We start from the raw sequence: 26,861 nt of genomic DNA on the forward strand, positions 1-26,861 counted from the left end.
TTTCAAGATGCTTGTCTGAGCTGACATTCACATGAATTGACGCTAGTTGAGCTCATGAGCATCTCGGCCGGACCGATTTGCCCGGCTTTGACATCGCCACTCATAAGGCTGAGCCAGCTCGACGCGTCCCATCAATCATTGTAGCTAAGAGGCGACACACACCATTGATTTGTCGCAAATCAAAAGTTCCACGCGACTGGACCCGACGGTCCGGCGAAAAACCGCGATCTTGATCCAGAGCAATGTCCGCTCTCGAAAAATGAGTGTCAATTGCCTCCATAGAGGAGGCTTGCCATGAACTATGTCCCATCCCACACGTTCCCAGACGCCGCGCGACAGGCGGAGATCTGGGTGTCGGAGCCATCCGAACATCTTCACTGCGAACGGCGGCAAGCGTACGATTGTCTTCGTTCCATCCTGCACACGCTTCGAGATTCGATGAACCAGAAAGCAATGGCCGACTTCTCGTCCCAGCTGCCTGTGTTAATCCGGGGGATGTTCTACGAAAATTGGCAGCCAGAAGAATTTCGGCCATGTCTAAGTAAGAATGAATTCATCACGCAATTTGAGAAGCGGTCAAAATTTAAAAATGGTATGGATACCGAGCAGGCAGTGACGAACGTCTTCAAGTTGCTCAACCATCGTTTGAACGCACCAACTATAAAGAAGATCAAATCGACGATGCGCGCTTCACTCGATCCCCTATGGCAGGTAGAGTAGAATAGACGCGCAATCCAAGCGAGTATCTTCCACCTTCGGATGCTGTCATCATTTTCGCGCTGGTCACATTTGTAGCGGAGACCAGCTTGCGCGCTCGCATGGCGAGCTTACTCAAAGATCGCATCGTTGTTTTTTGCCATTGCTTTCATGGTAGCTAATGCTTTGATGCGACCATACGGCTCAACCCATGGACCGTCTCAGAGCGTTTGAATTTCGGTTTGGGTTGGTTGGCGACAGCTTCGACAGCTGCATCGAGTAGTTGAAAGGCGTAGTCCACTGCAGCATCGGTGTCCTCGCAGCAAAGTCCTACTTTTGTGCATTGATTTTGAAGCGCTTGTTTGGTTCTTCGCCTTATTGAGGCCAAAGGGTCAATGTCCGGTCCGGCGAAGAGCTGACGCAGGCAACTTGTTGCGACAACCTCCGAAACAAAGAGTTTTCCCTCGACTTCACCGAGCGTCGGCACGGCAAACCGCTCTCCACCTCTCCGGCATTCCCGATCTGTTATCAACATGGTTTTCCTCCCGTGGAACTAGCTTCCACCGACTTCCCCATCGAGGGCTCTTTTAACCCGCCGCAAAATGATGGAACGTCCCCTTTTTATCGGCGGTATTTCGTAAGCGGTCCTCCAAATCGAGAACGTTCGACTGATAGTCATTGTGGCAATCTGTATGCCCGAGGTCTCGCGGAGCAGGACGAGGTGCCGGTGCTGTGGGTGCAATCGGGACCGCTGCTTTTCTAGTCAGACGATAACCATCATCGAGCGCTGGTACTATGATCCCTGCATCTGATTTTTCCAAGGGCAGACGAGATTTTAATTGGTCCAGCGCGGCCGGCTCACCGTGCACCAGAAACAATCCCGATCGGATCGGCTCTCGGGCCGCAATCCAATCGATCAATTCTGAAGCGCGAAACACGAACCGGTAGCTGACCCGGCTGCACCACAGAAATGTTAAACTGGATCAGTCTTCGCCTCTCCTCGGATGTCCATCGACTTTATATGCGCAGATCCTTGTCCGCTTTGAGAAAGATCAAGGAAACGGAGATGCAATGAAGACTACCCTTTGGTCATCTCCAACAGGAAAGGCGAACTGACCATGGCCATCAAAACTGTCCTGAGTGTCCTCGACGTCAATCGCTTCGACAATGACCTGAAAAGTGCAGTCGACTTTTGCCGAACACACGACGCCCATCTAACAGCACTTATAGTTTCAATGTGCACAGCCCCTCCAGTCGGCGCCTATAGCGTCCTCTCCGCCGTTTGGCTTCAAGACCAACAACGCGAAATCGACGCCTTGGCTGAAAAGGCGGCCGATACTAGAGCGTTACTCGGCAGGAGCGAGATGTCCTATGACGTGCAAGAGGTCTATACCGAATTCGCCTGGGCGGATCAGGATATTGCCGAACGAGCACTCTATGCCGATCTCGTCCTTATTGGCCCGCAAGCCACCCGCAACGAGGAGCTTCGCCGAAGAGTGATCGATGGGGCATTGTTTCAATCGCCGACACCAATGCTTGTCAACCCGAGCAGCAAAACGATGGGGCTCGCGCCAAAAGCAATCTTGCTGGCCTGGGATTCGAGCGACGAAGCGGCGCGCGCTGCGCGTCAGTCGATCGATTTCTTGCAGGCGGCCGACTCAGTCCATGTAACACTTGTTGATCCGCTTGCCTCAAGCTCCGTCAACGGTGAAGAACCCGGCGCGGATGTTGCAACCTTTCTTGCAAGGCATGGCGTTAAGGTCAATGTGGATCGCGTCGCAAGCGGTGGGCGACGGGTGGACGAAACGCTGCGACAGCACGCGCTCGACATCTCTGCCGACATGATCGTCATGGGTGCCTACAATCATCCACGGCTGCAGCAACGTCTGTTTGGAGGCGTGACGCGATCCATGCTGGAAGACTCCGATATACCTCTGTTTCTCGCCCACTGACAAAAGGCGCCCAGAGCACTTCTCCGGGCGCTTCCAATTGATCTTTCCGGCTGGCGCAAACGCGATAAACGTTCGCGTGTCCGACAGTAGAGTCGTACTTGAAGGCGACGTGCACGCATTGAATGAGCTGCGCGCGGCAGAGCAGGCCGCGTGGTCAGTCCCCGGCGTCACGATTGTTGAAAACCACCTTCATGTCGGCTGATACCAAAAAAGGGAGGGCAGGCCCCTCCCTTTGTCCATCTCCGCGCTTTGGCGATATTGCAGCCGAGCCGCGACGATCACCCAAAGCGCCGTTAGGTTGTCTTGATGGTGATTTTCCGGTCATTCTTTTGTGCGGCAGGTGTTTTCGGCAGGACAACCTTTAAAACGCCGTTCGAAAAAGAGGCATCGATCTTATCCGCTTCAACGCCATCGGGAAGCTGGAAGCTACGTTGGAACGAGCCATAGCGGCGTTCTGAAAGGTAGAATTCCTTCGCCTTTTCTTCCTTGCTTTCTTGCTTCTCGCCTTTGACTGTCAGAATGCCGTTTGCGAGCGTCACGTCCAGTTCCTTAGCTTCAATGCCCGGCAGCTCCGCCGTAAGCTCATAGGATTTGTCGGACTCGACGAAGTCGACCGCCGGCACGCCGCGCGTGAAGGCGGTGGGCAAGCGGGCGAATGTGCGGTCGAAAAAGCCGGGCGTGAATTCGTTGAAGACACGATCGATCTCCGACCGCAAGCTATCAAATGGCGACCAGCGTTCCATCGCGGGTGTAGGTTTGTTCTCAGGGCTCACAGGGAGCTTCTTCGCCGTATCGGCCATATCTTTCTCCTCTTCGTTACGGTGACCGTTAGGACTTCCCTTCATCCTCGGTCCTTTTCCAAATCGTCTGCGTGAGACGCAAGTTGATTAAAATCTTTGCTGCCCGGCATTTCATTGACCCGCATCAAAATGACAGTGACGGCGCAGTCGGCGTCGGAAATATTATGAAGAAGGGAATGCCGCTTCAGGCGACGGAAGGCCCGGGCCAGTGGCCTCATGCGCCGGTGGCGGAAACCATTGTGAACCCATAAGCCGCCCGGCGAGCTGGAGACCTTGACTTTCATCAATGTGAGGATGGACCGGGTGAGCAATCGTGACGGCAGTGTGTGTGAGGAGATTGATATGAAACCTCAATTCCATTTGCCATTGGTCACTTATCCGGAGGCCAGTTCGTTTGCTGTCGTCCAGAATGCCGTCGACTTCGCCCGCCATCAAAAGGCCGACCTCACCGCAAGCGTTTTGCAAATTAGGATGCCACCTGTCCCGCAATCATTTTTACCCAAAGCCGATGCGAAGAAAATGAGTTCCGAGGCGGAGCACTTTAGCCGCGACAATGGAACGGCACTGAGCGAGACGGTCCATGATTATGCACAGAAGGCGGGAATACGGGCCTTGATTCAGCCATTCGAAGAGCGGGAGCCCTTCGTCGCCAGCACACTGGCCGAGCTTTCGCGCGCTTACGACTTTTCGATCATGGAAGCATCTGTGGTAACAAGGCCAATTGTCGAGAGCATTCTGTTTGAAAGCGGCCGGCCTCTCGTCCTGTTTCCTTCGGACAATTTCTGCGGCCGGATCGACACGATAGCGATTGCCTGGGACGGGAGCGCTAACCTATCGCGCGCACTCACGGGTGCGCGACTGCTCTTGGAGAATACATCGCGAGTCGTGTTGATCTCCGTCACTGATGACAAGCCAATCAATGAGAAGGCCCGCGATCGGTTCGCGACCGTGCTTCGCAATGCCGGCCTGAATGTCGAGACCGCCTCCGTCAAAGCCCATAAGGAACAGGCGGCCGACGTCATCCAATCTGTCGCCAAAGAAAATTACTCGCACCTACTTGTCGCCGGAGCATTTGGGCATTCCAGACTGCGCGAATTTATCCTCGGAGGTGTCACCCGATCGTTGCTGACCAGACTTGAGATGCCTGTTCTGATTTCCCATTAACCTAAAGTGCGCGCAGGGCGTTGAAGATAACCGCGACGTCGATAACTTCCTGCAACAGCGCCCCCTGCACCGGTGTCAGATATCCGAGGCTCGCGACAATCATAGCTATGACCGAAAGCCCGATTCCCGAGTAGACGCTCTGAAGGGCGATCGTCCGGGATCGGCGCGCTATCTCCAGCGAGGCTGCAATGTGTCGAAGGTCATTGCGCAACAAGACCACGTCTGCTGCTTCCGCTGCTGCAGCAAGATTTCGCTGGCCAACGGCAACGCCGACATCGGCAGCAGCCAGCGCCGGCGCATCGTTGACACCGTCGCCGATCATCATCACGCGACCGTGCTTTCCTTCCATTTTAACGGTTTCCACCTTTTCGATCGGCGTGAGCTCCGCCTTCACGGCATCAAGACGAAGAACTTTACCGATTGCACTAGCGACTTCCATCCTGTCGCCGGTGGCAAGAGTGAAGCGCTTGACACCCGACTGTCGAAGGCAGTCAATCGCTGCCGAGGCGTCGTTTCGTATCGGATCCTCAAGGACAATCGTACCGGCACATGTTCCGTCGACTGCCACATAACTCATGGCTGAACGTCTAGCGCTTCCCAGGGGGCGAGCAACGAGCTTCGTCTTCGCAGCGATGAAATTCCAACCGCCGACTGCGACCTTGCGATTGCCAACAAACCCCTCAATGCCCTCTCCTGGCACTTCCTTGACCGTTATGGGCTTCGAAAGCCTGAGACCGCGTTTCTTCGCCTCCTCGACGATGGTGCGACCGATCGTATGTGCGGACGCCTGGTCCAAAGATGCCGCAAGGGCAAGCAGTTCATCGGGATCCCGACTTGTCTCAATCCGGGTGACGGTCGGCTCTCCGGTGGTCAGAGTACCTGTCTTGTCGAAGACGACGACCGTGATTGCCGCCAGGGCTTCTAGAGCGCTCGCACCTTTGATCAGGATACCGGTTCGCGCAGCTTTCGACATTCCAGCCACGAGGGCGACGGGAACAGCAAGAATGAGGGGGCAAGGAGTCGCAACGACGAGCACTGCGACAATCCTGGCCGGATCACCTGAGAAGAATGCAGCAAGCCCGGCAATTGCGAGAGTCAATGCAAGGAAGGCAAGTGAATAGCGATCAGCCAGTCTGGACATGTGCGCCTTGGAGCTTCGCGCCTGCGTGACCAGGCGAACAATGCCGGCATAGGTGCTCTCGGCCGCCGAACAAACTGCAATCATTTCGAAGGCATCGCCAACATTGGATGCACCGCTCATGATCATCTGACTCGGATCCCGCCGCATAGGCGAGGACTCGCCGGTTAAAGCTGCCTCATTCAAGACGGCGAGTCCGCTCTCGATATGGCCGTCGACCGGGATCAGATCGCCTGTGCGAATGAGAAGCCTATCGCCGGCGACGACCTGGGCGATGGGAACATCCGACAGACCCGCATCAGTGATCCGCAGAGCCACGCGCGGCGCTCGCGACAGAAGCTCCGTCATCCCACTCTCCGCTCGCTTTTGAGCATAACTTTCCAGAAATTGTCCCCCGGCATACATCACGGCGATGATTGCGCTTGCAAAATATTCACCGAACCAAAGTGCCGCACTCATGGAGAGAGCCGCGATGATATCCAGGCCGAATTCGCCTTTGCGCAAGCTAAAGACAACCTCGGTCACAAGCGCGAGCAAAACGACGACCGCTCCACCAATCAGAGTCAAGACTGACCAGGAAGAAACGCTAAACCACTGCAATAGCGTACCAGCTGCAAGACCAACGGCCGCTAAGACAAGGAGCAGTGTTGGCCGGGCTCGCAGGATCAGAGAAAGGACGGTGGGCCCTTGGCCAGAGGCGGCTGTCTCTACGGGGTCGACGACCTCACGCATGAGCTTGTTCGGCGCTGTCGGATTCGGCGGGGACGCCAATGTCTCTATCAAGAACAACACGGCTGGATATGCGATCGGCGCCATCATCATCAGTGAACATTCGGCCGAGATCGTTTGCGATGGCGCCCCGCCGCTTCTCAAAGCAGTATTCGATACCTTCAGTCTTCATTGCTTCGCCTCGGAATAATCCGATCGACGTGCACGCAACATTTTGCATGGTGCATAATGTGGTCGACGGTGGATCCGAAGACGCGATCGAGGATGTCGGAGGCGTGGGCGGCGACGACGATCAAATCAGCTTTGGTTTCAGCGGCAATTGCCAGGATGGTATCGGCGGCACGGCCTGTGCGAACATGGATAAGTGCAGGAACCGACAGCTGCTTGCAGAGCAGTGACAGCTTTTTTTCGGCCTCATCGATCACCGAGACAGCCCAGTCGTCTGGTCCTTGACTAACAAGCGAAGGAAAACGCTCCACGACATGAACCACATGCAAGCTTCCATCGGTGTCGAGAAGCGCCTGAGCCGTGCGAACCAGATGCTCGGCCCTTTCTCGTGATCCAAGGCCCACTGCGCAAACGATTGTCTTATACATGTTTCACCTCAGAAGAGATCTTTGCCGCTTCTTCCGACAAATTCGGTTCGAAATCCGAGCGCACGTGCTTCTTTGAGAAATTGGTCTGCACTCAGTATATCCACTTTGAAGCTGTCGCTTAAACTTTGGCCGAGAGGACTGCACAATTCGTTATGAACCCACGCACGGGCGCTAGGTGACAGGACCGTAATTTGCCATTCGTTGTTCGCTGTTTGGTCGAGGCAAAAGTCACAGTCCCGGTGATGATGCGGGAGGGAGTACCCGGCACCTGCAAGAAGTGCTTCGCCTGTTCGCGTATAAGTCGCGCTCATAGTTGTTGCATCCGTCTTCGCATCTTGATGCGGCGACAGCCTCTGTCTGCCGCGACATTTGTCGAAATCTGCTCAACCAATGGACAGCTGATCATCGAGCGTGGTGACACCCGGAGCCGACCATGCCGCGCGTTCGGCCGTATACCGTTCAGACCAAGTCTTGACCCTGCCTTTCAAGGTAACCTTGCCGCCGGAGACATCGACATGAATTGCCTTCGCCTCAAGTTCGGCATTACGCTCCAAAGCATTCTCGATGCGCTTCTTGACGTCCGCCGCGCTGACGCGGGGAGCGACTTCAACGAGGTTCGAAACGCTGACAACGCCGGCAAGGTCTCTGACCGCATCAGCAGCGGCATTCTTCTGGTATTGCCATTCGACCTTGCCGGTGAGGGTAACAACGCCTTTGCGCACCCGGACCTGCACGGCTTCCTTCGGAATGGAGACATTCCAATCCAACATCTTGACTACGCGTCGAGCAATGTCGTCATTGTCGGTCTTCCTCGCGCCAAAAAAGCGCACTTCAATCTCCTGGGCTATACCGCGAATACCCTTCATGCGCTTGGCAACGCGCTCGGCAGCTTCCTTCTCCGCGCATGTGCTGACGTGTCCAGTGAGGGTGACGATCCCATTGTCCGCAGTCACGCCAATATTGGCAGCATCAACGCTCGGCTCAAATTCGAGTTTGTCCAGGATACTCTGTCTCAGAGTGATGTCGTCCATAACCCGCTCCGGTTCTCTCAACGGAAGAACGATATGATCGGTCAGGCGATGCAACATTGATTATGGTCAATAAACCGAGGCAACAGTTTAACGCTGATCGAAAGCGACGGCCAAGGAGATCCTTGCTTGCTGCAGTAGAAATGGATCGAGGCAGACGGCTGGGAGGTCGGGCCTTGCGCTTTGGGCTCTCCGATCATCACGATGCGACAATACTATCCCAGTCGCATCGGCCTCCGGTCTGGTTCAATATCTTGTTCGAGCTTATTTGACTCCGGTCAAAGCGTTTCTTTCAGCTCGAGCAGATGGCGCTACGACTTGTAATCTTCTTGCCGTAGTCGCGTTGCAGGTTTGATCAAAATAACCCCAAGCACCCCGATCATCACTAAGAACGAAACAGAGAGCAGGAGATGATCAGCCATCCCGCGTCGCGATGAACCAAATCGGCTCCGAAGCCCAAGATGTGTAGAAATGTTCGTCAATCAAATATGTCAGAGACAATTCATGCCCGCACCGCGGCCGTCTCAGAGAGGGCCTTCGCCAAAATCTCCTCGCAAATGAACTTGACGCTCTGCGACGCATCCATTTTGCGCCATGCAATGTTATCAAAACGGCGCGCTAGCTGCATTTCCAAAACTTCGATATTTGCGTCCGAAGGGCCGCCTCGCCGAACGGACACTCGCTTCCAAAGCAATGCGGGATCGGCTTCAAGCCAGATACCATCGAATTGAACGTTTCGGTGACGTGCCGTCGCTTCAATTGCATTTCTGTGGTCGAGATCGTCAAAGACGGCATCGGCAACAACGCATCCGCCGTCGGCAAGGATAATGTCGGTGCGCAGAACCATCTCCGCATAGACCTTTTTGGATATTTCTGGCCGATAAGCAGCCTTCGGGAGATGCGTTTCGGCAGATACACCGTGCATGGCTTTACGAACGCGATCACTTTCGACAATCCGGGCTCCCGGCGGCACGCCAACGTGGGGAGCAAGCGCTTCCGCAACCGTTGTTTTGCCGGACCCACTCAGTCCGCCAAGGGCGATCAGGCGTGATGCCTTTGTTTCGAGCAGTTCTCTTGCCAAATCGAAGTAGCGTCGGGCTTCAGCGGACAACTCGTCTTTATTCGCCGTTGCGGTTTCGGCTTGGGTCGCTGTGACATGGGCCCTGACGGCAGCGCGGACAGCAAGGAAGAAGGGCAGAAGGATAAATCCGTCCTCATTGTCGGACTCGTCGAAATAGCGGTTCGCAACGAGATTGGCATGATGTTGATGGCCTTCATACCAGAGGTCCATAAGAAGAAAGGCGAGGTCGTAGAGAACATCGACCGTGGCGATCTCATCATTGAACTCAATGCAGTCAAATAGGCGCGGCCGGCCGTCAAGAAGGCAAATATTTCGCAGATGCAGATCGCCGTGACAACGCCTCACCTTCCCTGCCGCGCTACGTTCCCGCAATCGTTCCCAATGCTGTTTAAGCACGTCTCGAAAAAGCTGACTGAATACCGCGACCTCATGCTCGGCGAACACAGTGCTGGTCGCGAATCCAGCATCGTTGATGGCCAGAACAGTTTCCATCTGAACGGCGCCGTCCAGGCCCTGAGCGACCACGGCATCTTGGTGGAAGCGAACGATCATCCGAGCAGTTGACGTCATGAGATCATCTGTAAGCCTGTTGGCGATCGCTAGCCTATCGAATAGGAGATCCTGATCGAAGCGAACCATTTCGACGACGGCGTCGATGCACTCGCCTTCCTCGCCAAAACAAACGGTCCCGCTGTCGTCTTTAACCAGCGTCTTGACGTCGAGATAGAGCCCGGGCGCGGTCAGGCTGTTTAGCTCTAACTCCTTGCGACATGCGTTCAAACGCAGAGCTGCGGTTGAGAAGTCGACATAAGGAAGTTTCACTGCCTTTTTCATTTTGTAGGCGCGGTCGCCCGCTAAGAAGATTCGTGAAATATGCGTTTCGATCACCTCTACAGCCGAGCCCACACCGTAGGATTTCGGATCGCTTAGAAAGGCTATGGCCGCGTACTGGTCGTCGACAATCATTGCTGCTTCTCGTCTTTGCCAGACATTCCCAAATCGAACCACCGCCTCCCCACTCTCCCCCAAAAGGCGGTGAGGCGGCGGCCCGATAACCCCATCGGAACAATACCTCTGAGGCGCCTTTACCAAATCATATCCGACCGTGGACGCATTGATGAGGATCAAGGTGCCTGCTTCCCTTGCACTTAGGATGTGGCGTTCAAGCTCATGCGCGGAGATGCAAGTGCCCCACCAGTCGCGAGAATTGTTGATTCAAGCTCTATTGCCATCCGTTCGCCTTGCGGGCGACGTCGCAATGATGCGGTGGAAGGCTGCAGGTCAGGTGATGACAAAGCCAGACGGGTCACCTGTTACCACGGCCGATTTTGAGATCAACACGCTATTGTGCAAAGCCTGCCAACAACTCGCTCCAGATATTCCAATTCTAAGCGAAGAGAATTCTGGCTCCTTGCCGGCCGTTGATGGCCCAATGTTCGTTATCGATCCGATCGACGGAACCAAGGAATTCATTGCTGGCAGAAAAGACTTCACAATCAACATCGCTTTGATCGAGAAATGCGCCCCGACTGCCGCAATCTTATACGCTCCGGCTCATCGCCGCCTTTTCTTTTCCGACGGTATGGGACGAGCGTTCGAGGAAGATCGAAAGGGCGGTCGCCGACAGCTTCCCCCTCTCAGAAGATCCAGCAAACCCCCACGTATTGTCGTCAGCCGTTCCCACCCGGACGAGAGGACGCGCTTGCTGTTGCGCAAGCTTGGACCATCGTCAGTCCGACATCTTGGATCCTCATTGAAGTTCGCCCTCATTGCCACTGGTGAAGCAGATTTTTATCCGCGTTTGTCGTCGACAATGGTCTGGGACTGCGCGGCAGGCCAAGCCCTGATCGGCGCCGTGGGGGGTGTGGTTTTACGACCGGACGGCAAACAACTTAGGTACCATCTTGAAGAGGGACAGGTAATCGAGGGCTTTGTGGCCAGCGCAACCGCGGAACTTGCTCTGGCTGCGGTCGACATCGTTGAATCACTGCCGGTTAACTGAGATTCGATTAATCGAATTTCGCTAGGAAACGTCTTCAATCTCTGCGTCCTGTTCTCGGCGGTCGCCGCGCGATAGAGCAGCCCGTTGCATCAATCGACCAACAACCGTCGGTGAGCTTCAGCCCGAATGAGCGGCGGAATTCTTGCCATCTGTTGATGGTCACTTCACGATCAGGAAACGCACATGTCCGTCGCGGAAAATGCCCAACAAAAGCAGATCTTTTTCGTTCTGCGTGAGCGCCGCAATCATCTGCGGTGAATTGACCGGCTTCTGGTCAACACTAACAATGACGTCTCCCGCCGTCAGGCCAGCTGCTGCAGCTTTGCTGCGATCACTTAGGGACTCGACAAAGGCACCTTCGACTTTGCCATAAGCGTCGGAGTCTGGCCCTAGCATCTGTAAGGTAACAAGCGCCAGCAACCCATTCCCCTCAATCGCAATGGGCGACGATGGTTGTCTGCTAGGCAGGGCAGCCGCCAACGTTACAATCAGATCCGCCTTCCCTGTGGGTCGGATGACCGACATTTTCACGGTTGTTCCAGGTGGGAACGCGGCGATCTTCATGCGAAGCTCGCTGGCGTTGTGGATCGGTGTCTCATTGATGGCGACGATGACATCGCCTGGCCTAATCCCAGCCTTTGCACCCGCGGAATCCGGGATGACTTCCCCCACCAGAGCACCCGTTGACGATGTGATCGCGAGGGCCTGTTCAAAATCCGCATTGTTGTCTTGGATTGCAACACCGAGCTGACCGCGGCGAATTTCTCCATGTGCGATAAGTTGTTCCATGACATCCTTTGCCATGCTGACGGGTATGGCAAAACCAATGCCAATATTACCACCCGACGGTCCAAGTATGGCGCTGTTGATACCCACCAGTTCTCCATCAAGATTGACTAGAGCACCACCTGAATTACCGGGATTGATCGAAGCATCCGTCTGAATAAAGTTCTCGTAGCCATCGAGACCGAGTCCTGCGCGGCCAAGGGCGCTGACGATGCCGAATGTCACCGTTTGACCGAGCCCGAAGGGATTTCCAATGGCAACGACATAATCTCCGACCCGCAGCTTTGTCGAATCGCCCATGCGTGCGGCGGTCAAGCCAGACGCCTTAATTTGGATCAAGGCAAGATCGGTCTCCGGATCAACACCGGCTACGGTGCCTTCATAGGCATCGCCGTTGGCAAGCATCACGTCAATACCGGTGGCGTTTTCCACCACGTGATTGCTTGTTAGTATATATCCGTTCGTTCCATCGACGATCACGCCGGAACCTGTTGTCTGCGATCGGATTAAAGGCGCTGCATCCTCTATCGAACTGTCATCGTTCGGCTGCGCTTTTCCTTGCACGGCAATACTGACGACGCTCGGAACGACGCGCTCTACCATCGGCGCTAAAGATGGCTGCGTTATTTTCGAAGCATTGACGGAACTCACAATCGCAAAGAGGATAAAAGCCACCGAAAAACCCAGTTTTGCGAATGATGATCCAGACGGTCGGTGCGAACCCCAAAGTATCAGCCTGATGTTAGTGATTGCTTGCGTAGCAGCCCTTTCCATTACGTCCATCGTGGCAATCCTCTCCTAGATTGGTCAGAATGGCAGCCAAAGAACGGGCTTACATTGACATGGCTCAATAAAGCTCCGTCGCTTAGTTTTGACCGTTCCGCAACGTCAGGCCTCGTCGCGCCGGTTTAAGTGCCGCGCAGAAGGCCCGAACAACGACGATCGGTGGAAAACGAAAGTGACGCGCGACATGGCTCTCCGAATGAAATGTGCATACGTCGCATTGTCGCCCATGCTCACAGGAAATTGCTTGCCCGTCTTAGCGGTAGACAAGCACGGGAATCTGCGACTGGCTGAGAACCTTGGCGGTAACGCTGCCAAGGACCAACGCGCTGACACCACTACGCCCATGCGAAGCAATGGCAATCAAGTCGCAGCTATGAGCGATGGCAGTATCAATGATGGCTAGGTGCACATTGTCGCTTTCGACGCTCACCGTGTGGCAAGTGACGCCGCGTTCGCGTGCTTTCATTTCCGCCTCCGCCAGAAACTGTGCAGCCTGCATATCTGCCAATCTCTCGTAGCTGTCGCGCGTGCTCGTTAGCTGCTCGCTTTCAATGGAAATAATGTGGAACGGCTCGACAACTGTCAGGAAAATGACGGTCGCGGCGATGTCGCGCGCAAATTCGACTGCTCTCTCAACAGCCTTGAAAGCGAGTGGCGAGCCATCTGTTGGGACAAGAATATTGGAAAACATGAGAACCTCCTCTTGCTGGAAGGAAGTCTAGCAAACCCGGATGCGACGGCTTTGATCAGCGTCAATATTCATCACCGTAAGACACCGGTTCGTCTGAAGCCTTTTCAATCAGCTGCGCCGCTGTCGCAGCCAACAAGGTAGGCGACAGTGTGTTGCCGTATGACCCCGCGAAAATGGTTCAATCGAGCAGTTCGCGTAGGCGAATGGCGAGTTCGTGCGCGGTATAAGGCTTCTTGAGCCAACTTCCGGTCTCCGCAAGTTCTCGACCGGCAATGGTTGGCTCAGCGTATCCGGAGGTGAACAATACCTTGATGCCCGGGCGCAGCGCGCGGACCTTCTGGGCCAATTCGTCACCCGCCATGCCACCCGGCATGACGACATCGGTAAAGAGAAGCGCGATATCCGGATTGTCTTCGAAGAGCTTCAGCGCCTCGGTGCCGTTTGCTGCTTCTATAACCCTATAACCGGCGTCTAGCAGCCGCGACACTGCAACACGACGCACGCGCGCATCATCTTCGACGACGAGGATGCACTCGAACCCGCGGGGTAGAGGCTGGCTTTTGTCCTTTTTGGAGTATTCCGCCCCATGGTCGGGTTGCGGCTTCTTCGCCGCCGGCAGGAAAATGCGAACGCTCGTCCCCTGCCCGATCTCACTATAGAGCTGGATATGACCTCCAGACTGTTTGGCAAAGCCGTAGACCATACTGAGGCCAAGGCCGGTGCCAGCACCCATTCCTTTCGTTGTGAAGAAAGGCTCGAAAGCGCGCTCCCGGATCTCGCTCGACATTCCGACACCGGTATCGGTCACGGAGATAAGCACGTATTCACCGGTTCGAACCTGGGGATACATCTGCGCATAGTCGGCGTCGAGCCGCACACGGGAAATCTCGATTGATAAAAAGCCGCCGCGTGGCATGGCGTCACGTGCGTTGAGCGCAAGATTGAGAAGAGCATTCTGCAATTGTGACCCGTCGACTAGCGCCTCGTTCATCGCGCCGGTAACGACCGTTCGCAATTCGATGCTTTCGCCAACCGTTCGCCGCAGCAGATCGGAAAAACCGGCAACAAGTTGCCCGGTATCGACAAGCTTGGGGTTCAGCGGCTGCCGGCGGCCAAATGCCAGGAGCTGTCCCGTCAACTTGGCACCATCTTCGGCGGCCGCCTGCGCCTCCGACAGCAGCGCCAGCAGCTTCTGATCCCGAAGCTTGCCTTCGATCATTTCCAGATTGCCGCTGATAACGGTAAGCAAGTTGTTGAAGTCATGAGCCAACCCGCCTGTCAGCTGGCCGACGGCCTCCATCTTTTGGGCTTGCCGCAACTCCTCCTCGATCTTGTGCCGGCTGGTCAGGTCGCGCACAAAGCCCGTGAAGATGCGTTTGCCGTTGGCAACGGCTTCGCCGACCGATAGCTCCATTGGAAAGATCGAGCCGTCCTTGCGTTGTCCGCTGACGACACGGCCGTAACCGATAATGCGCCGCTCGCCAGTGGTCAGATAGTGAGAAATGTAGCCGTCATGCGATTCCCGGTCTGGCGAAGGCATCAGCATACGAACATTATTTCCGTAGACCTCATCGGCTGAATATCCGAACAAGCTCTCCGCCGCCGCGCTGAAGGAGGTGATCATACCGGCTTCATCGATGACGACCATCGATTCCGGAACAGTTGCCAGAATGGACCGCAGGTGCGCCTCTCGCTCGGCGAGATCTGCCTGTATCCGCTTCAAGTCGCTAATATCATTGTTGGTTTGGACGATGAATTGCCGATTTGGCTCGACCGAAGACGCCGACACCCACCGGCTGGCGACGAAAATGGATCGGCCGTCCTTGTGACGATGAACGAGTTCTCCTTGCCAGACGGCGTGGCGAGCGACCTTCTCGCGTATCTGATCGAGAGGTTCCGGTAAGTCGGTCGCAAGCAGTTCGTGAACCACCTGGCCGACCGCCTCTTCCCGGCTCCAGCCATAAAGCCGCTCGCAACCTGTTGTCCACCGACTAATGACGCCATCGAAACCGTGAATGATGATGTTCGCGCCATCGAGTACCCGAGCAATCTCGTCCAGTCCGCCTTCTCCTGCCTGGGTCAATGTCGACTGCTCGTTCATTTTGATTTCGCTTTTGTTCGCTTAGTGGCGTCGTCCAGCGCAGTCAAAGGCCACGACGGACGAACTGCTGTCGTGGCATTCATCTCCGTCTCCCGCAAGATGGGCGAGCGTTCCTGGTTTTGCAATACGAATGGAATGGCGGCCGGCGGGGCTGACGACACCTTTATTCGTCAGCTTCGTCATCGTCCTCGAGATGGTTTCAATTGTCAGTCCAAGATAGTCGGCAATATCGAGGCGTGTCATCGGTAGGTCGATGAGGTCGGTCGCGCGTTCTTGCTCTCGCTTGCGCCGCAGCTGCTGCAGGAGAAAGCTGCACAATCTCTCCTCGGCATTCTTGCACGACAGCAGCACCATCTGATCCTGGGCCGCTGCCATCTCGTCACATAGGCGCGCAAAGAGCTGCGGCCTCAGCTCTGGCGAGTCACTGACGGCGTCTTCGAAGGATTTACGGGCGAAGCGGCGGAGTTTGACCGGGGTCACGGCTTCGGCACTGTAGAGATAATGATTCCTGAGCGATACGCCGACGAGATCACCTGCATAGAGAAAGCCTGTGATAACGCGTCGGCCGTCTGCCATTATCTTAAAAATTCGCAGAACGCCTTCAACGACCTCGAAAAGATGTTTGGCCGGATCACCCTCAAAAAACAACGACCTCCCGGCGTCCAACTGTTCCACCGGCTGCTTCTTGAAGAGGGATTGGAGGCAAATCGGTTCCCCACCGAAAACCACAGCTTCACTATATTTCAAAGCCTGTACTGCATGATTTGCCTGCAACATGACAATCCCTCTCAAATGTTGTGTCGATGTTGGATAATTGATCGTCTGCGGGTGACAGCCGAATGCCGCGCGTGTTAAAAACGGCGCGAATTTGTAACGGATTGTCACAGGGCACCGCCTGCGTTTATCTGGATCCTTTTGTGATGGCCTCCGACCAGCTTCGACGTGAACATGTTCTAGTGGTGGATGACGATCCGAGAATCCGGCAGATGCTGACCCGGTATTTTGAGGGTGAGGGATATGCGGTGACCGCAGCATCAGGCGGCGCAGAAATGCGCGCTCGGCTGCGTCAGGAGAATTTCGATATCATCCTACTGGATTTGGTCCTGCCCGGAGGTGAAGACGGGCTGGATCTCGCCCGTGAGATTCGTACGCAATCGGACATTCCGATCATGATGCTCACCGGCCGGGACGACGTGGTGGACCGGATCGTCGGTATCGAGGTCGGCGCTGACGACTATATCGCCAAGCCTTTTCATCTCAGGGAAGTGCATGCGCGCCTGAAGGCGATCCTTCGCCGGCGTCAGCCCATCACCAAAAGCCCAGACAACAGCCTCGGCGAAATCATCCGCTTCGAAGGCTGGCAGCTCAACATCGGAAAGCGCCAACTCTTGACGGCGGACGGTGACGAAATCGAATTGACCACCGGCGAATTCGACATGCTTGTCGTCTTCGTCCGGCATGCCGGGCGTGTGCTGGGCCGAGAGCTTTTGATGGACCTCACTCGCGGTCGCAATCTCGAAGCTTTTGATCGGACGATCGACGCTCAAATCGCCCGGTTGCGCAAGAAAATCGAAACCGATCCCAGGCGTCCGCAATTGATCAAATCGATACGCGGTGTCGGCTATGTATTCACAGGCAAAGTGTGACCGGCGCAGCTGGAGGCTTTGAAAGTTCACCGGGCCAGGTCAGCAAGGGAAACCATCAGGCCGTGATCCAGACGGTTGAATTGCGCCTCGTCTCGCATCCGGAGCCAATTGCCCGGATCCTGATTCCAGAAACGAATCCCCGCGCATTTCAGTTCTTTGGCCCGCACTTTGACGGTTGCGAACAAGGCTCCGGCCACGCCACGCTCATCGGCCGCACTTGTAACACAAAGCAAGATCACATCCAGCAGCGCCCCTAGCACGGGATGCTTGAAGTGCCGATAGATAATGAGGCCCTGTAGATATCCGCGCGGATTGACGGCCACGAGGATTTCTTCGCGCCGAAAGGCATTGCAGGCCATTCGGTGCCAGCTTGCCAGGTCAAGACTCGGGACAGCCGCTTGGATCAGCGGGTAGGCCCGCTCGATCTGATCGGATCGCAACGAAGCGACGTCATAGATTCCATCCATCTTCCCCTCCCATGCACCTCATTGTTGGGACAAAACCGGAGGACGCCACGGCACCCTCCAGTTTGCTGTCATCGCGTCATCATCAATGGGACGGGTGCGGCCTCCAGCATCGAGCGCGTGGTGCCTCCGAAAATCCATTCCCGCATGCGCGAATGTCCATAAGCACCCATGACGATCAAGTCGGACCCAGTATCCACAGCGTGTTGGCGCAGGACTTCGGCAACGGTCCTACCGCCGCTTGCCAAAATATCGACCGAGACATGGGCGCCATGTCGTGCAAGGAAGGCGGCGACATCGGCCCCAGGCTCTTCTCCGTTGCCGCGGGTTGAAGCGTGCGGGTCGACGATGACGACATGTACTTTTTCGGCCGCCGTCAACTGTTCCATCGCGGCGCGAACGGCGTGACTTGCCTCATTACCGGAGTCCCAGGCGACAAGCACAGTGCGCGGCCGAAGGGAAGCGACGTATCCTTTCGGCACAACGAAAATCGGCGCCGGCGATTGAAACAGCGCGCCGTCCAGAATGCGCCACCGCATATCATCCTCCGCCAAGAGACCGCCCCCGATCAGCGTCAGGTCCGCATATCGCGCCCGTTCACCGATTTCGTTTTCGACCCAGCCATATTCCGTAAACAGCGCATCGACATCGAACGAAATGTCGCTGGATTGCAGCAGCGTTTTTGCGGCTGCGACTTGCTGGCCTAGCTTCTCCGACTGGCGCTCGCGTTCTTCGGCCCATGCGGACGAGGAGACTTCGCCGTATCCGCCGATAGGAGCTATTGCGAGCGCTGTTTCGAGCACCGAAAGATGGGCCCCGGCCACCCGGCACAGTTCGATCGCTGCCCGCAGATCCTCGTCGTTTTGGTTGATGCCGATAATGCTCAGAATGGTTTTGGCTTGCATGGTGATACCTCACATTTGGACTTGTTCGATCGCTGCGAATTTAGGCCCATGTCGGTGCTTCGCCTTGATCCTGGTCAAGAGCCCACGGAGCGACCGGAAATATTGCTCGCTTCAGTGAATAGGTCGGTCGAAGGGGGGCCAGCAGCACTGGCAGCCTTGGCTGGGGCCTGGAGATCGTGGGGCGTCTTGATGCTGGTCAATGCAAGGTTTGAAGCCACAACCAAATAAGGAATGGCAATTCTCTATGCTCGGCCTGTCGGCGACCAATGAGGCCTTGTCGATTTTTGCGGGCGAATGATCCAGATCATAAGTGGCTCGCACCATCGGCGATAGTTTCGCACTCGACCACACTGGATTGGAGCAATCTCATGGAAAAGCATGACTGGAAATCCGATGCGACGGTACTCGACGCCGCCGAACTCGTCCCTATCGACCGCTACTGGCGCGCGGCCAACTATCTCTCGGTCGGCCAGATCTATCTTCTCGACAATCCACTGCTGCGCGATCCGCTGAAGGCGGAGCATATCAAGCCCCGCCTGCTCGGCCATTGGGGCACGACACCCGGCCTCAACTTCATCTACGCCCATCTCAATCGCATCATCCGCAATCGCGATCTCGACATCATCTATATCTGCGGCCCCGGCCACGGCGGTCCCGGCATGGTCGCCAATACCTACCTAGAGGGCACCTATAGCGAAATCTATCCGGATATCTCCGCGGATACGGACGGCATGCGCAAGCTGTTCCGTCAGTTTTCCTTCCCTGGCGGCATTCCGAGCCACGCTGCACCGGAAACACCCGGTTCGATCCATGAGGGCGGCGAACTCGGTTATGCCCTCGTCCACGCCTATGGCGCCGTCTTTGACAATCCCGATCTGATCGCAGCCTGTGTCGTCGGTGACGGTGAAGCCGAGACCGGCCCGCTTGCGGCAAGCTGGCATTCCAACAAATTCATCAACCCGGCGCGTGATGGCGCCGTGCTGCCGATCCTGCATCTCAATGGTTACAAGATCGCCAACCCCACCCTTCTCGGCCGCGCCAGCGACGAGGATTTGCGCCATCTCTTCATCGGCTACGGCTACGAGCCGTTCTTCGTCGAAGGTTCGGAACCACATAAGATGCATCAGGCGATGGCTGCGACCTTCGAACAGGCCTTCGATCGCATCCGCGGCATTCAACAGGAGGCCCGCAATGGGGCGCCCGGAAATTTCTGCCCGCGCTGGCCGATGATCGTGTTCCGAAGCCCGAAGGGCTGGACAGGCCCCAAGGAAGTCGACGGCAAGAAGGTCGAAGGCTTCTGGCGGGCGCATCAGGTGCCGGTTTCCAATTGCCGCGAGGACGCCGGCCATCGGAAGATCCTGGAAGACTGGATGCAAAGCTACGATCCACAGGATCTCTTCGACACCGACGGACGCCTGAAGGACGACTTGCGTGCGCTGGCGCCGGCGGGCGAACGACGTATGGGCGCCAATCCCCATGCCAATGGCGGCCTCTTACGCCGGAAACTCGTCACGCCGGCCATCGGCGATTATGCCGTTGCCGTCAAAGAACGCGGCAGATCGATAGCGCAATCGACCGAAATCCTCGGCCATTACCTGCGCGACATCCTGACCCTCAATGCCGATAGCACCAATTTCCGCATCTTCGGCCCCGACGAGACCGAGTCCAACCGCCTTGGCAGCGTTTTCGAAGTGACCGACCGTGTGTGGATGGAAGAAATCAAGCCTTATGACGTCAGTCTGGCCCGTGACGGCCGGGTGATGGAAGTGCTAAGCGAACATCTCTGCCAGGGTTGGCTTGAGGGTTATCTGCTGACCGGTCGCCATGGCCTGTTTTCCTGCTACGAAGCCTTCATCCACATCATCGATTCGATGTTCAACCAGCATGCCAAGTGGCTGAAGGTGTCGCGCGAGCTGCCGTGGCGCAAACCGGTCTCCTCGCTGAACTACCTGCTGACCTCACATGTTTGGCGGCAGGACCATAACGGCTTCAGCCACCAGGACCCCGGCTTCGTCGATCTCGTCGCCAACAAGAAGGCCGACATCGTACGCATCTATCTGCCGCCGGACGCCAATACGCTGCTATGGACCGGCGATCACTGCCTGAAGACCTATGACCGCATCAACGTCATCGTCGCCGGCAAGCAGCCGGAGCTGCAATGGCTGTCGATGGATGAAGCCGCTAGACATTGCGAGGCCGGCATCGGCATCTGGGATTGGGCCTGCAATGAGCAGAGCGCCGTGGAGCCCGATGTCGTCATGGCCTGCGCCGGCGACGTGCCGACCATGGAGACGCTTGCCGCGGTCGATCTTCTCCGCCAAAACATTCCGGAACTGTCGATCCGCGTCGTCAATGTCGTCGACCTGATGGCGCTTCAATCCAATAAACAGCATCCGCACGGCCTGACCGACGACGTCTTTGACCGGCTGTTCACACCCGATCGGCCGGTCATCTTCGCCTTTCACGGCTATCCCTACCTGATCCACCGCCTGACCTACCGGCGCACCAACCACAGCAACATCCATGTCCGCGGCTTCATCGAGGAAGGGACGACGACAACGCCCTTCGATATGACCGTCCTCAACGAACTCGACCGTTACCATCTCGCCATCGAGGCGATCGAGCGCGTGCCGGGATTGAAGGAAAAAGCGGCTGATGCGGTGAAGCTTTTCCGCGGCAAACTCGAAGAGCATCATTACTACGTCCGCCAACACGGCGAGGACATGCCGGAAATCAGCAACTGGAAATGGCCTTATGACGGCAATGGACGGCGCTTGTCTTGATGCACTGGCCTATTGGCGAGCTGACCTTTCATGCACGCATTGGTCAAGCGAAGACGTTCGCGACGGGGTTCCAATGCGCAATCGCCCTCAGACGATGCAGATGGATCGCGAGGGCTGAGCGTTTCTGACGTGATGTGACAAAGAGATTTTGGACTTCAGAAAAGACGGTCAGGAAGCGCTGAAGCCCACCGGGCGAGCGGAAACCCTGCTCAGTGTCGAAGACGAATTCGGATGGCATCATGGCCCCCGTCGACGGTGCCTTGTTTATCGAAACGGTACGATTGCGCGCCAGCCGCCTGCTCTCTTCATCGCACGAATTCGAAATATGGATCCGGTGCCGACCTACCTCTGCGGCAAAACCGCCATTGTCGAGGCAATCATGGAGCCGACGGCCGTCCACAACGAGGAAGAGGCCTTCGGCCGCAACGCTGGCTCCGATCGGCATCATTACCGGATTGCAGTTGCTATGACCGAGGTCTGGAACGGCTATGCAAGTTCGCCCAACGATAACCTTCGTATCGAAGTATTCGAGACATGGCTCGAGGGGGTAGCGGAATGACCGAGCACGAACACCACGATCACGCTCCCGTCGTCGCGAATGACCCGCCCGGCTACTACGACGTGATGGAGACGGCGTTCCAGAAACTCATGATCGAAAAGGGCTACTTCACAGCCGGCCGCGCGAAGCCCTCATGCTCTGATCGGATTATGCGGCGAGGAAGTTGATCAGGAGCTCGGCGGTTTCATTGGGATTTTCTTCCGGGAAGAAATGGCCTGCCTTCACCGCCTGACCCTGGATTCGGCTTAAAAGAAGACGAGGCGATGCGTTGGATGACCGCATCGCTTTGAAGTTGCCTAGCTTGTCGCTAGCGCCGTCTCGAGGCCGCCGGGATTCCTAGGTGACGGCCTCGGCCAGGGGCCTGAGGTAAATTCTTGTTCCTATTTTTCACGCGGCCGATCGCGTGAAGTGTTGAAGGCACCCGGAAGCGAGCTTCCGGGTACCTCAATGTTAGATGGACGGATGCAGGTCACGAACCGGGCTCAACTGCTCCAGGCGCAAGGCGGCATCGAACATCGTCGTTTCTGCGTACATGGAGGAGACGATCTGCACGCCGATCGGCAACCCATTATGGCTCGTCCCGAAGCGCAGCGTCATTGCCGGATTGCCCGTGAGGCTGAAGATCGAGGTCGCGTTCATGACCTGGAACGGCGAGTATGCCTGGCCATTGATCACGACATCCTCGAGACCATGCTTAGTAGCCGGGAACGGAGTTACCGGGCAGAGCAGCACGTCGTAACGCTGGAAGTACTCGGCGAAGGTGTCGCGAAGCTGCTCCTGAACCTGCTCGCCGGCGACAAAGTCCTGGATCGAGGTGTCCGGTGTGCCGAAGATCGCCTTGACGTGATGGAAAACCTCGTCTTCGCGGCCGGCAGTAACCTTCTCGAATACCGAGCGGGTTTCCATCTGCTGCAGCTGCCAGAAGATGGTGACGCCATCGGTTTCCTTCAGGATCGGCAGGCTGACCTCTTCAACCTGAGAGCCGGCGGCGGCAAGTGCCTTGGCCGCTTCCTTGACGGTCGCAGTAACTTCAGGATCGAGCGGGCCGAAGAAGTCGGTCAACCAGCCCACGCGCAGCGGGCGCTTGGACGTGCCCACGCCGGTGTCAACGCCCGGTGCAATGGCAGAATAGCCGTCGATGCCATCGGGGCCGGCGAGCAGAGAATAGGCAAGCGCGACATCGCGGACGCTGCGCGCCATCGGGCCGATATGCCAGAAGCGGCGGGGAACCCGCGGCCAGTGACCCGTCGCCGGTACGCGACCGTGGGTCGCCTTGAGGCCGACGATGCCGGTATGCGCCGCCGGACCACGGGTGGAGATGGCGACGTCACTGCCGAGACCAAGCGGAGACATGCCTGCCGCGATCGCAGCGGATTCGCCACCGCTCGATCCGCCCGGGGTGTAGTCGAGATTCCAGGGATTGTTCGTGCGGCCGGTCAGCAGATTGTCGGTCTCGACCGAGTAAGCGAATTCGGGCGGATTCGTCTTTGCGATGAGGATACCGCCAGCAGCCTTTAACCGCGCAACGGCGGTGGCGTCGGTATCGGGAACGTGTCCTTTGAAGATCGGCGAGCCGCGCTGCGTGAGGACGCCTGCCGTGTCGATGCTGTCCTTGACCGTAAACGGAACACCATGGAGAGCGCCGAGCGTGTCACCGGCCATCACTGCCGCCTCGGCCTTCTTGGCGGCTTCCAGCGCGCCGCCGGCCAGCGTGACGATCGCGTTCACCTGGGGATTGACCGCCTCGATACGATCGAGATGCGCCTTGACGACCTCAACAGGCGAGACCTGCTTGGTGCGGATGAGTTCAGCCAGCTTGGTGGCATCGGTGTAGTGGAGTTTATCCTGTTGCATTTTTCCATCCTTTTACCTAACTAACGTTAGTTAGTCTCAGATAGAAGCAAACTTTCCCTTGGTCAACCCCCTTTTTTCGATTAACTGGGGCCGACCAGAAAGGCATTGAAATGAGCTCGAATGCGCGCGAAGACATCCTTGAGGCCGCGAAGAAGTCGGCGCAGGCCCACGGATATGGCGGCCTCAGTATGCGTGATCTCGCAGCTGAGGTAGGCATCAAGGCTGCCAGTCTTTATTATCATTTCCCGAGCAAGGCCGACTTGGCGTCAGCGGTCGCGAAGCGCTACTGGGAGGACGCTGCCGCTGATCTCGAAAAGATCTGGGAAGAGAATTCCGATCCCGCCGAGCGACTACGCTTTTTCCCGGAAACCTTTCGCCGGGCGCTCGAAAACGAGAACCGCATGTGCCTCTGCAGTTTCATGGGTGCCGAGTATGATGACCTGCCGGACCCGGTGAAAAAGGAAGTGCAGATCTTCGCCGACGTCAATGTCGCATGGTTGAAGAAGGCGCTGGTTGCTGCCGGCGCCGTCCAGCCGGATGCGAGCGAGGCACACGCCAAAGCTGTCTTCGCTGCGGTGGCAGGTGCTCAGTTGATGGCAAGAAGCCGTGCGGACATCTCACTCTACGACACTCTCATCGATAGCTACCGGACAGCGGGGCTTCTGCCCGCCTGATCCCGCGGACACGATCGCTAGCTCGACGAACCTTGCCAGATCGCTCTTGAGGCGGTTCGTGTTATGCGGCGACGTCCCACCTTTGTGAGCTGTCGCTGCTTCGTGCACAGTGATCGCGAGACGGAATGATCAGGCAATGTCCGCCGACTATTCCGCCACTGCTTCCGCAATTCTCTGCTGTAGGACTTATCGGCGTCGGGTTAAGGTAGGACGTGAGGTCTCTGATCGGGCGACCTGAAGATGAGCGATTTCACTCCACATTTGCATCGCCGCCCCTTGCAGCTCGCGATGATGGTGAGATGGAATATCGGGGCGGGGAATGTGGAAGAGGTTGGCGATTGGATCATGGATCGAGACAAAACGCTGATGCTGTCGTTTAGACTTCAAGCGCTTCATGATCCGCTCTCGCCGCCGGATCGATTGATGGGAGTTCTCTGCCCGGTTGTTCAATCCCTTATGTGATCGATGCTCGGCACCGGGCATAATATCTCGCTTTGCGGCGTCATAGGACCGTAGCTTATCGGTGATCATGACCCCGGGGTGTTTGAGCTTGGCGTTTCGGTAGCTTGCGCATCAGGCGCTTTGCAGCCTTGGCATCGCGACGGCTTTGCACGAGGGCGTGGAACCTTGAAAGGACTCGAACCGGCCGTGGTTTGAACCCTTATCGGACAGTCAATCGATAGAGGACGGGTTGTGCAAAAGTTTGAGTTGACCGTTTTCGATGGCGAGGCGAAACTTGCAGCCTGCAGCAAGGCAGGAGGAAAAACGATGGACGAGCCAGACCGCTGGCGCCACATGACAACCGCGCCAAAAGACGGCAGTCGGATCCTCGTCACGATCCGCCCGTCTGAACAGGGGCCGGCAGAAGTTGACCTCGCGTATTGGTCGAATGGCGATCAGTTCGGTGCAGAAGGCTGGCGTGCTTCTGATTCCTCGCCCGGCCGCCTCGTCCAATATGCCGAACCGGAATTGAAGTGCTGGATGCCAATGCCCTCGGCCAATCTCAATCGCACCTCCATGCCCTCCCCCTGGGAAGGCGACGACGCCCAGCAGCTCGACGGGTCAGGGATTTAAGAACTCGCGCCGCCATGTTGCGAGGATTCGATACGCGGCGGATGGCAAAATCCTGGTGAGCTACCCACAACCATCCTTGGACGCCTTGAGATCCAATCAGGAGTGGATAGCGGCGGGATGATCGATCTTGTCTCCTCCTTCCAATTGCATCGCAAGATGCGGACACTAGTTGGGCTTGATGAGCTGGTTGCACTTCCTGGCCAATAGCCCACAGGAGAGCCCCCATTTCTCCAGCGATCGCGGTGATCGCGATGGCTTTGTACTGCTTTCCGACAGGACGTTGGTCGGGGTCTCCTTGAACGGCAGCCTGCGCTACAGCGGATCGAGCAACACCATCAACACCGAATTCTGGGACGTACGTTCGAAACGAGGCGCTGGATGGCCGATACGTCGGTCTCCGCCGCAGTCGGGAAGATGGAGAAGCTGTTCGATCCGTCGAGCGACTGCGACATCTAGATGGGAGTCGATCCCATTCTGGTAGTCGGTGTCGGGGTTCTCGAAATTGTAGGTCACGTCAGCGGTGGTGGAGAACCCCCAGCCCGTCGTGGTGTCGAGATATGTGTATCCCGCGCCCGCATCGACAGCCGCATGCCCAATTCCCAGATTGGCGCGACGGGTAGGGATCGTATGATCCGACCGATATGTCGCCCGTGACATAGGTTTTTCGCCAACGCGCGCCGTTAGGCCCTTGCTGCGAAGGCGGTTCGCGATGCCGTCAGCATAGGAAGTTCGCCGCTCCCCTCCTTGGGCCAACTTGAAGCCTGACAGAGATCTCCTGTCCGTGACGGGACTTTCTTACGCGAACCGGACCGCCGTTCTCGCGCGCGCCTTTGCCGCATACTCCTCGCGATCGCGAGGAGGTTGAGAAGTCTCCAGAGAATCGAGCAGCTCGCGGGCGCACGCCGCGATCGAACTGACCGCGCGCTCGAACGCGACCTCATTGCGCTTCGACGGTTTGGTCGTCCCGCTCACCTTGCGTACGAACTGGAGCGCGGCATCATGGATCTCCTCGTCCGTCGCTGGCGGATCGAAATTGAACAGGGGTTTTATATTTCGGCACATGACTTGCTCCCGGTCATCTTCTCTCTGTTACTGGAAGGAGGGGTGGGCCGGCACAGAAAGTAGTCCAGTGAGCGTTAATTGCAACCGATCCAATGACGGAACGCTGCGCGACGCAAGGCAGGGCGCAGCCTCTTCAGTCCGGTTTGTTGCTGTCGGCTTTAATGTTGAAAACACACTGGTAGCTGATCTCGACTTTGCCCAATAAGTTGGCGGCGGCGCGAGACCGAAAGTCTTGAAACGAAATATGACCGAAATTACCTCCATTCGCATAGGAGATTGTCGATAGGCGA

General features: G+C 56.7%; 30 protein-coding genes and 1 pseudogene. 12 read left to right on the forward strand and 19 right to left on the reverse strand.

Features of this window, described 5'->3' with window-relative positions; translation table 11 throughout:
- The first annotated feature begins 294 nt into the window (after window positions 1–294).
- Window positions 295–720, forward strand: a complete 426-nt coding sequence (locus FHT86_RS23075; RefSeq protein ID WP_133709784.1) for a DUF2267 domain-containing protein — start codon at window positions 295–297, stop codon at window positions 718–720.
- Window positions 721–874: 154 nt separating this feature from the next.
- Here FHT86_RS23075 and FHT86_RS23080 read toward each other — a convergent pair whose 3' ends face one another.
- Window positions 875–1,231: a hypothetical protein gene (locus FHT86_RS23080; protein WP_183868879.1), complete on the reverse strand. Its 357-nt coding sequence runs from the start codon at window positions 1,229–1,231 to the stop codon at window positions 875–877.
- A gap of 52 nt (window positions 1,232–1,283) precedes the next feature.
- On the reverse strand, window positions 1,284–1,634 hold the full coding sequence (locus FHT86_RS23085) for an MBL fold metallo-hydrolase RNA specificity domain-containing protein (RefSeq protein ID WP_312862467.1): 351 nt from the start codon (window positions 1,632–1,634) through the stop codon (window positions 1,284–1,286).
- Between the two features lie 180 nt (window positions 1,635–1,814).
- On the opposite strand from FHT86_RS23085, the gene FHT86_RS23090 reads away from it, so the two are divergent.
- Both FHT86_RS23090 and FHT86_RS23095 read left to right on the forward strand, forming a co-directional pair.
- Window positions 1,815–2,648 carry a universal stress protein gene (locus FHT86_RS23090; protein WP_183868881.1) on the forward strand — a complete coding sequence of 278 codons (834 nt, stop codon included), beginning with the start codon at window positions 1,815–1,817 and terminating at the stop codon, window positions 2,646–2,648.
- Between the two features lie 37 nt (window positions 2,649–2,685).
- Entirely contained in the window at window positions 2,686–2,850 is a 165-nt protein-coding gene (locus FHT86_RS23095; protein ID WP_210297853.1) for a BON domain-containing protein, read from the forward strand.
- A gap of 91 nt (window positions 2,851–2,941) precedes the next feature.
- On the opposite strand, the gene FHT86_RS23100 is transcribed toward FHT86_RS23095, so the two are convergent.
- Complete coding sequence (locus FHT86_RS23100; RefSeq protein WP_133709786.1) at window positions 2,942–3,448, reverse strand: Hsp20/alpha crystallin family protein; 507 nt, start codon at window positions 3,446–3,448, stop codon at window positions 2,942–2,944.
- Window positions 3,449–3,531: 83 nt separating this feature from the next.
- Between FHT86_RS23100 and FHT86_RS23105 the strand changes: the two genes are divergently transcribed.
- Together FHT86_RS23105 and FHT86_RS23110 are read left to right on the forward strand one after the other, a co-directional pair.
- Entirely contained in the window at window positions 3,532–3,699 is a 168-nt protein-coding gene (locus tag FHT86_RS23105; RefSeq protein ID WP_166656915.1) for a hypothetical protein, read from the forward strand.
- 91 nt (window positions 3,700–3,790) lie between these two features.
- On the forward strand, window positions 3,791–4,612 hold the full coding sequence (locus FHT86_RS23110; RefSeq protein WP_133709879.1) for a universal stress protein: 822 nt from the start codon (window positions 3,791–3,793) through the stop codon (window positions 4,610–4,612).
- A 1-nt stretch (window position 4,613) separates the two neighbouring features.
- Here FHT86_RS23110 and FHT86_RS23115 read toward each other — a convergent pair whose 3' ends face one another.
- From FHT86_RS23115 to FHT86_RS23135, 5 genes are all read right to left on the reverse strand, one after another.
- Window positions 4,614–6,482 (reverse strand): heavy metal translocating P-type ATPase, encoded by a 1,869-nt coding sequence (locus FHT86_RS23115; protein ID WP_133709787.1) that lies wholly within the window; start codon window positions 6,480–6,482, stop codon window positions 4,614–4,616.
- Window positions 6,475–6,651: a hypothetical protein gene (locus FHT86_RS23120; protein ID WP_166656916.1), complete on the reverse strand. Its 177-nt coding sequence runs from the start codon at window positions 6,649–6,651 to the stop codon at window positions 6,475–6,477. The genes FHT86_RS23115 and FHT86_RS23120 overlap by 8 nt, the downstream gene beginning before the upstream one ends.
- Window positions 6,641–7,075 carry a universal stress protein gene (locus FHT86_RS23125; RefSeq protein ID WP_133709788.1) on the reverse strand — a complete coding sequence of 145 codons (435 nt, stop codon included), beginning with the start codon at window positions 7,073–7,075 and terminating at the stop codon, window positions 6,641–6,643. Before FHT86_RS23125 ends, FHT86_RS23120 begins: the two co-directional genes overlap by 11 nt.
- 383 nt (window positions 7,076–7,458) lie before the next feature.
- The gene (locus tag FHT86_RS23130; protein ID WP_133709880.1) at window positions 7,459–8,106 is read right to left on the reverse strand and encodes a BON domain-containing protein; all 648 of its coding nucleotides are present in this window, start codon (window positions 8,104–8,106) and stop codon (window positions 7,459–7,461) included.
- A gap of 499 nt (window positions 8,107–8,605) precedes the next feature.
- Entirely contained in the window at window positions 8,606–10,150 is a 1,545-nt protein-coding gene (locus tag FHT86_RS23135; protein WP_133709790.1) for a bifunctional aminoglycoside phosphotransferase/ATP-binding protein, read from the reverse strand.
- Between the two features lie 151 nt (window positions 10,151–10,301).
- On the opposite strand from FHT86_RS23135, the gene FHT86_RS23140 reads away from it, so the two are divergent.
- The gene (locus FHT86_RS23140) at window positions 10,302–11,186 is read left to right on the forward strand and encodes a 3'(2'),5'-bisphosphate nucleotidase CysQ (RefSeq protein WP_133709791.1); all 885 of its coding nucleotides are present in this window, start codon (window positions 10,302–10,304) and stop codon (window positions 11,184–11,186) included.
- Between the two features lie 159 nt (window positions 11,187–11,345).
- Here the strand turns inward: FHT86_RS23140 and FHT86_RS23145 are convergent, their stop codons facing one another.
- From FHT86_RS23145 to FHT86_RS23160, 4 genes are all read right to left on the reverse strand, one after another.
- Entirely contained in the window at window positions 11,346–12,755 is a 1,410-nt protein-coding gene (locus tag FHT86_RS23145) for a trypsin-like peptidase domain-containing protein (protein WP_133709792.1), read from the reverse strand.
- Between the two features lie 256 nt (window positions 12,756–13,011).
- Window positions 13,012–13,449, reverse strand: a complete 438-nt coding sequence (locus FHT86_RS23150; protein ID WP_133709793.1) for a universal stress protein — start codon at window positions 13,447–13,449, stop codon at window positions 13,012–13,014.
- A 178-nt stretch (window positions 13,450–13,627) separates the two neighbouring features.
- Window positions 13,628–15,550 carry a PAS domain-containing sensor histidine kinase gene (locus tag FHT86_RS23155; protein WP_133709794.1) on the reverse strand — a complete coding sequence of 641 codons (1,923 nt, stop codon included), beginning with the start codon at window positions 15,548–15,550 and terminating at the stop codon, window positions 13,628–13,630.
- A 21-nt stretch (window positions 15,551–15,571) separates the two neighbouring features.
- Complete coding sequence (locus FHT86_RS23160; RefSeq protein WP_133709881.1) at window positions 15,572–16,327, reverse strand: helix-turn-helix domain-containing protein; 756 nt, start codon at window positions 16,325–16,327, stop codon at window positions 15,572–15,574.
- Between the two features lie 143 nt (window positions 16,328–16,470).
- On the opposite strand from FHT86_RS23160, the gene FHT86_RS23165 reads away from it, so the two are divergent.
- Window positions 16,471–17,196, forward strand: coding sequence for a response regulator (locus tag FHT86_RS23165; protein ID WP_133709795.1), 726 nt, complete (start codon window positions 16,471–16,473; stop codon window positions 17,194–17,196).
- Between the two features lie 26 nt (window positions 17,197–17,222).
- Here FHT86_RS23165 and FHT86_RS23170 read toward each other — a convergent pair whose 3' ends face one another.
- Complete coding sequence (locus tag FHT86_RS23170) at window positions 17,223–17,663, reverse strand: hypothetical protein (protein ID WP_133709796.1); 441 nt, start codon at window positions 17,661–17,663, stop codon at window positions 17,223–17,225.
- 68 nt (window positions 17,664–17,731) lie between these two features.
- A complete protein-coding gene (locus FHT86_RS23175; RefSeq protein WP_133709797.1) occupies window positions 17,732–18,565 on the reverse strand; it encodes a universal stress protein in 834 nt (277 codons plus the stop codon).
- 368 nt (window positions 18,566–18,933) lie between these two features.
- Between FHT86_RS23175 and FHT86_RS23180 the strand changes: the two genes are divergently transcribed.
- Window positions 18,934–21,348, forward strand: a complete 2,415-nt coding sequence (locus FHT86_RS23180; RefSeq protein WP_133709798.1) for a phosphoketolase — start codon at window positions 18,934–18,936, stop codon at window positions 21,346–21,348.
- Window positions 21,349–21,391: 43 nt separating this feature from the next.
- Here the strand turns inward: FHT86_RS23180 and FHT86_RS23185 are convergent, their stop codons facing one another.
- The gene (locus FHT86_RS23185; protein WP_183868883.1) at window positions 21,392–21,586 is read right to left on the reverse strand and encodes a hypothetical protein; all 195 of its coding nucleotides are present in this window, start codon (window positions 21,584–21,586) and stop codon (window positions 21,392–21,394) included.
- A gap of 87 nt (window positions 21,587–21,673) precedes the next feature.
- Here FHT86_RS23185 and FHT86_RS23190 point away from each other — a divergent pair, with 87 nt between their 5' ends.
- The gene (locus FHT86_RS23190; protein WP_133709799.1) at window positions 21,674–21,907 is read left to right on the forward strand and encodes an SH3-like domain-containing protein; all 234 of its coding nucleotides are present in this window, start codon (window positions 21,674–21,676) and stop codon (window positions 21,905–21,907) included.
- On the forward strand, window positions 21,904–22,074 hold the full coding sequence (locus tag FHT86_RS23195) for a hypothetical protein (RefSeq protein WP_246779617.1): 171 nt from the start codon (window positions 21,904–21,906) through the stop codon (window positions 22,072–22,074). Before FHT86_RS23190 ends, FHT86_RS23195 begins: the two co-directional genes overlap by 4 nt.
- Window positions 22,075–22,357: 283 nt before the next feature.
- Here FHT86_RS23195 and FHT86_RS23200 read toward each other — a convergent pair whose 3' ends face one another.
- Window positions 22,358–23,761 carry an amidase gene (locus FHT86_RS23200; RefSeq protein ID WP_133709800.1) on the reverse strand — a complete coding sequence of 468 codons (1,404 nt, stop codon included), beginning with the start codon at window positions 23,759–23,761 and terminating at the stop codon, window positions 22,358–22,360.
- 110 nt (window positions 23,762–23,871) lie between these two features.
- On the opposite strand from FHT86_RS23200, the gene FHT86_RS23205 reads away from it, so the two are divergent.
- Complete coding sequence (locus tag FHT86_RS23205; RefSeq protein ID WP_133709801.1) at window positions 23,872–24,435, forward strand: TetR/AcrR family transcriptional regulator; 564 nt, start codon at window positions 23,872–23,874, stop codon at window positions 24,433–24,435.
- A gap of 186 nt (window positions 24,436–24,621) precedes the next feature.
- On the opposite strand, the pseudogene FHT86_RS23210 reads toward FHT86_RS23205, so the two are convergent.
- A pseudogene (locus FHT86_RS23210) lies at window positions 24,622–25,054 on the reverse strand (DDE-type integrase/transposase/recombinase); the annotation flags it as partial.
- A 149-nt stretch (window positions 25,055–25,203) separates the two neighbouring features.
- Here FHT86_RS23210 and FHT86_RS23215 point away from each other — a divergent pair.
- A complete protein-coding gene (locus tag FHT86_RS23215; RefSeq protein WP_133709802.1) occupies window positions 25,204–25,509 on the forward strand; it encodes a hypothetical protein in 306 nt (101 codons plus the stop codon).
- A 312-nt stretch (window positions 25,510–25,821) separates the two neighbouring features.
- On the opposite strand, the gene FHT86_RS23220 is transcribed toward FHT86_RS23215, so the two are convergent.
- Together FHT86_RS23220 and FHT86_RS23225 are read right to left on the reverse strand one after the other, a co-directional pair.
- Window positions 25,822–26,166 (reverse strand): transporter, encoded by a 345-nt coding sequence (locus tag FHT86_RS23220; RefSeq protein ID WP_246779618.1) that lies wholly within the window; start codon window positions 26,164–26,166, stop codon window positions 25,822–25,824.
- A gap of 138 nt (window positions 26,167–26,304) precedes the next feature.
- Window positions 26,305–26,571, reverse strand: a complete 267-nt coding sequence (locus tag FHT86_RS23225; RefSeq protein WP_133709803.1) for a DUF2277 domain-containing protein — start codon at window positions 26,569–26,571, stop codon at window positions 26,305–26,307.
- Window positions 26,572–26,861: the final 290 nt, after the last annotated feature.

The organism is Rhizobium sp. BK313 (assembly GCF_014193655.1).
Classification (GTDB): domain Bacteria; phylum Pseudomonadota; class Alphaproteobacteria; order Rhizobiales; family Rhizobiaceae; genus Rhizobium.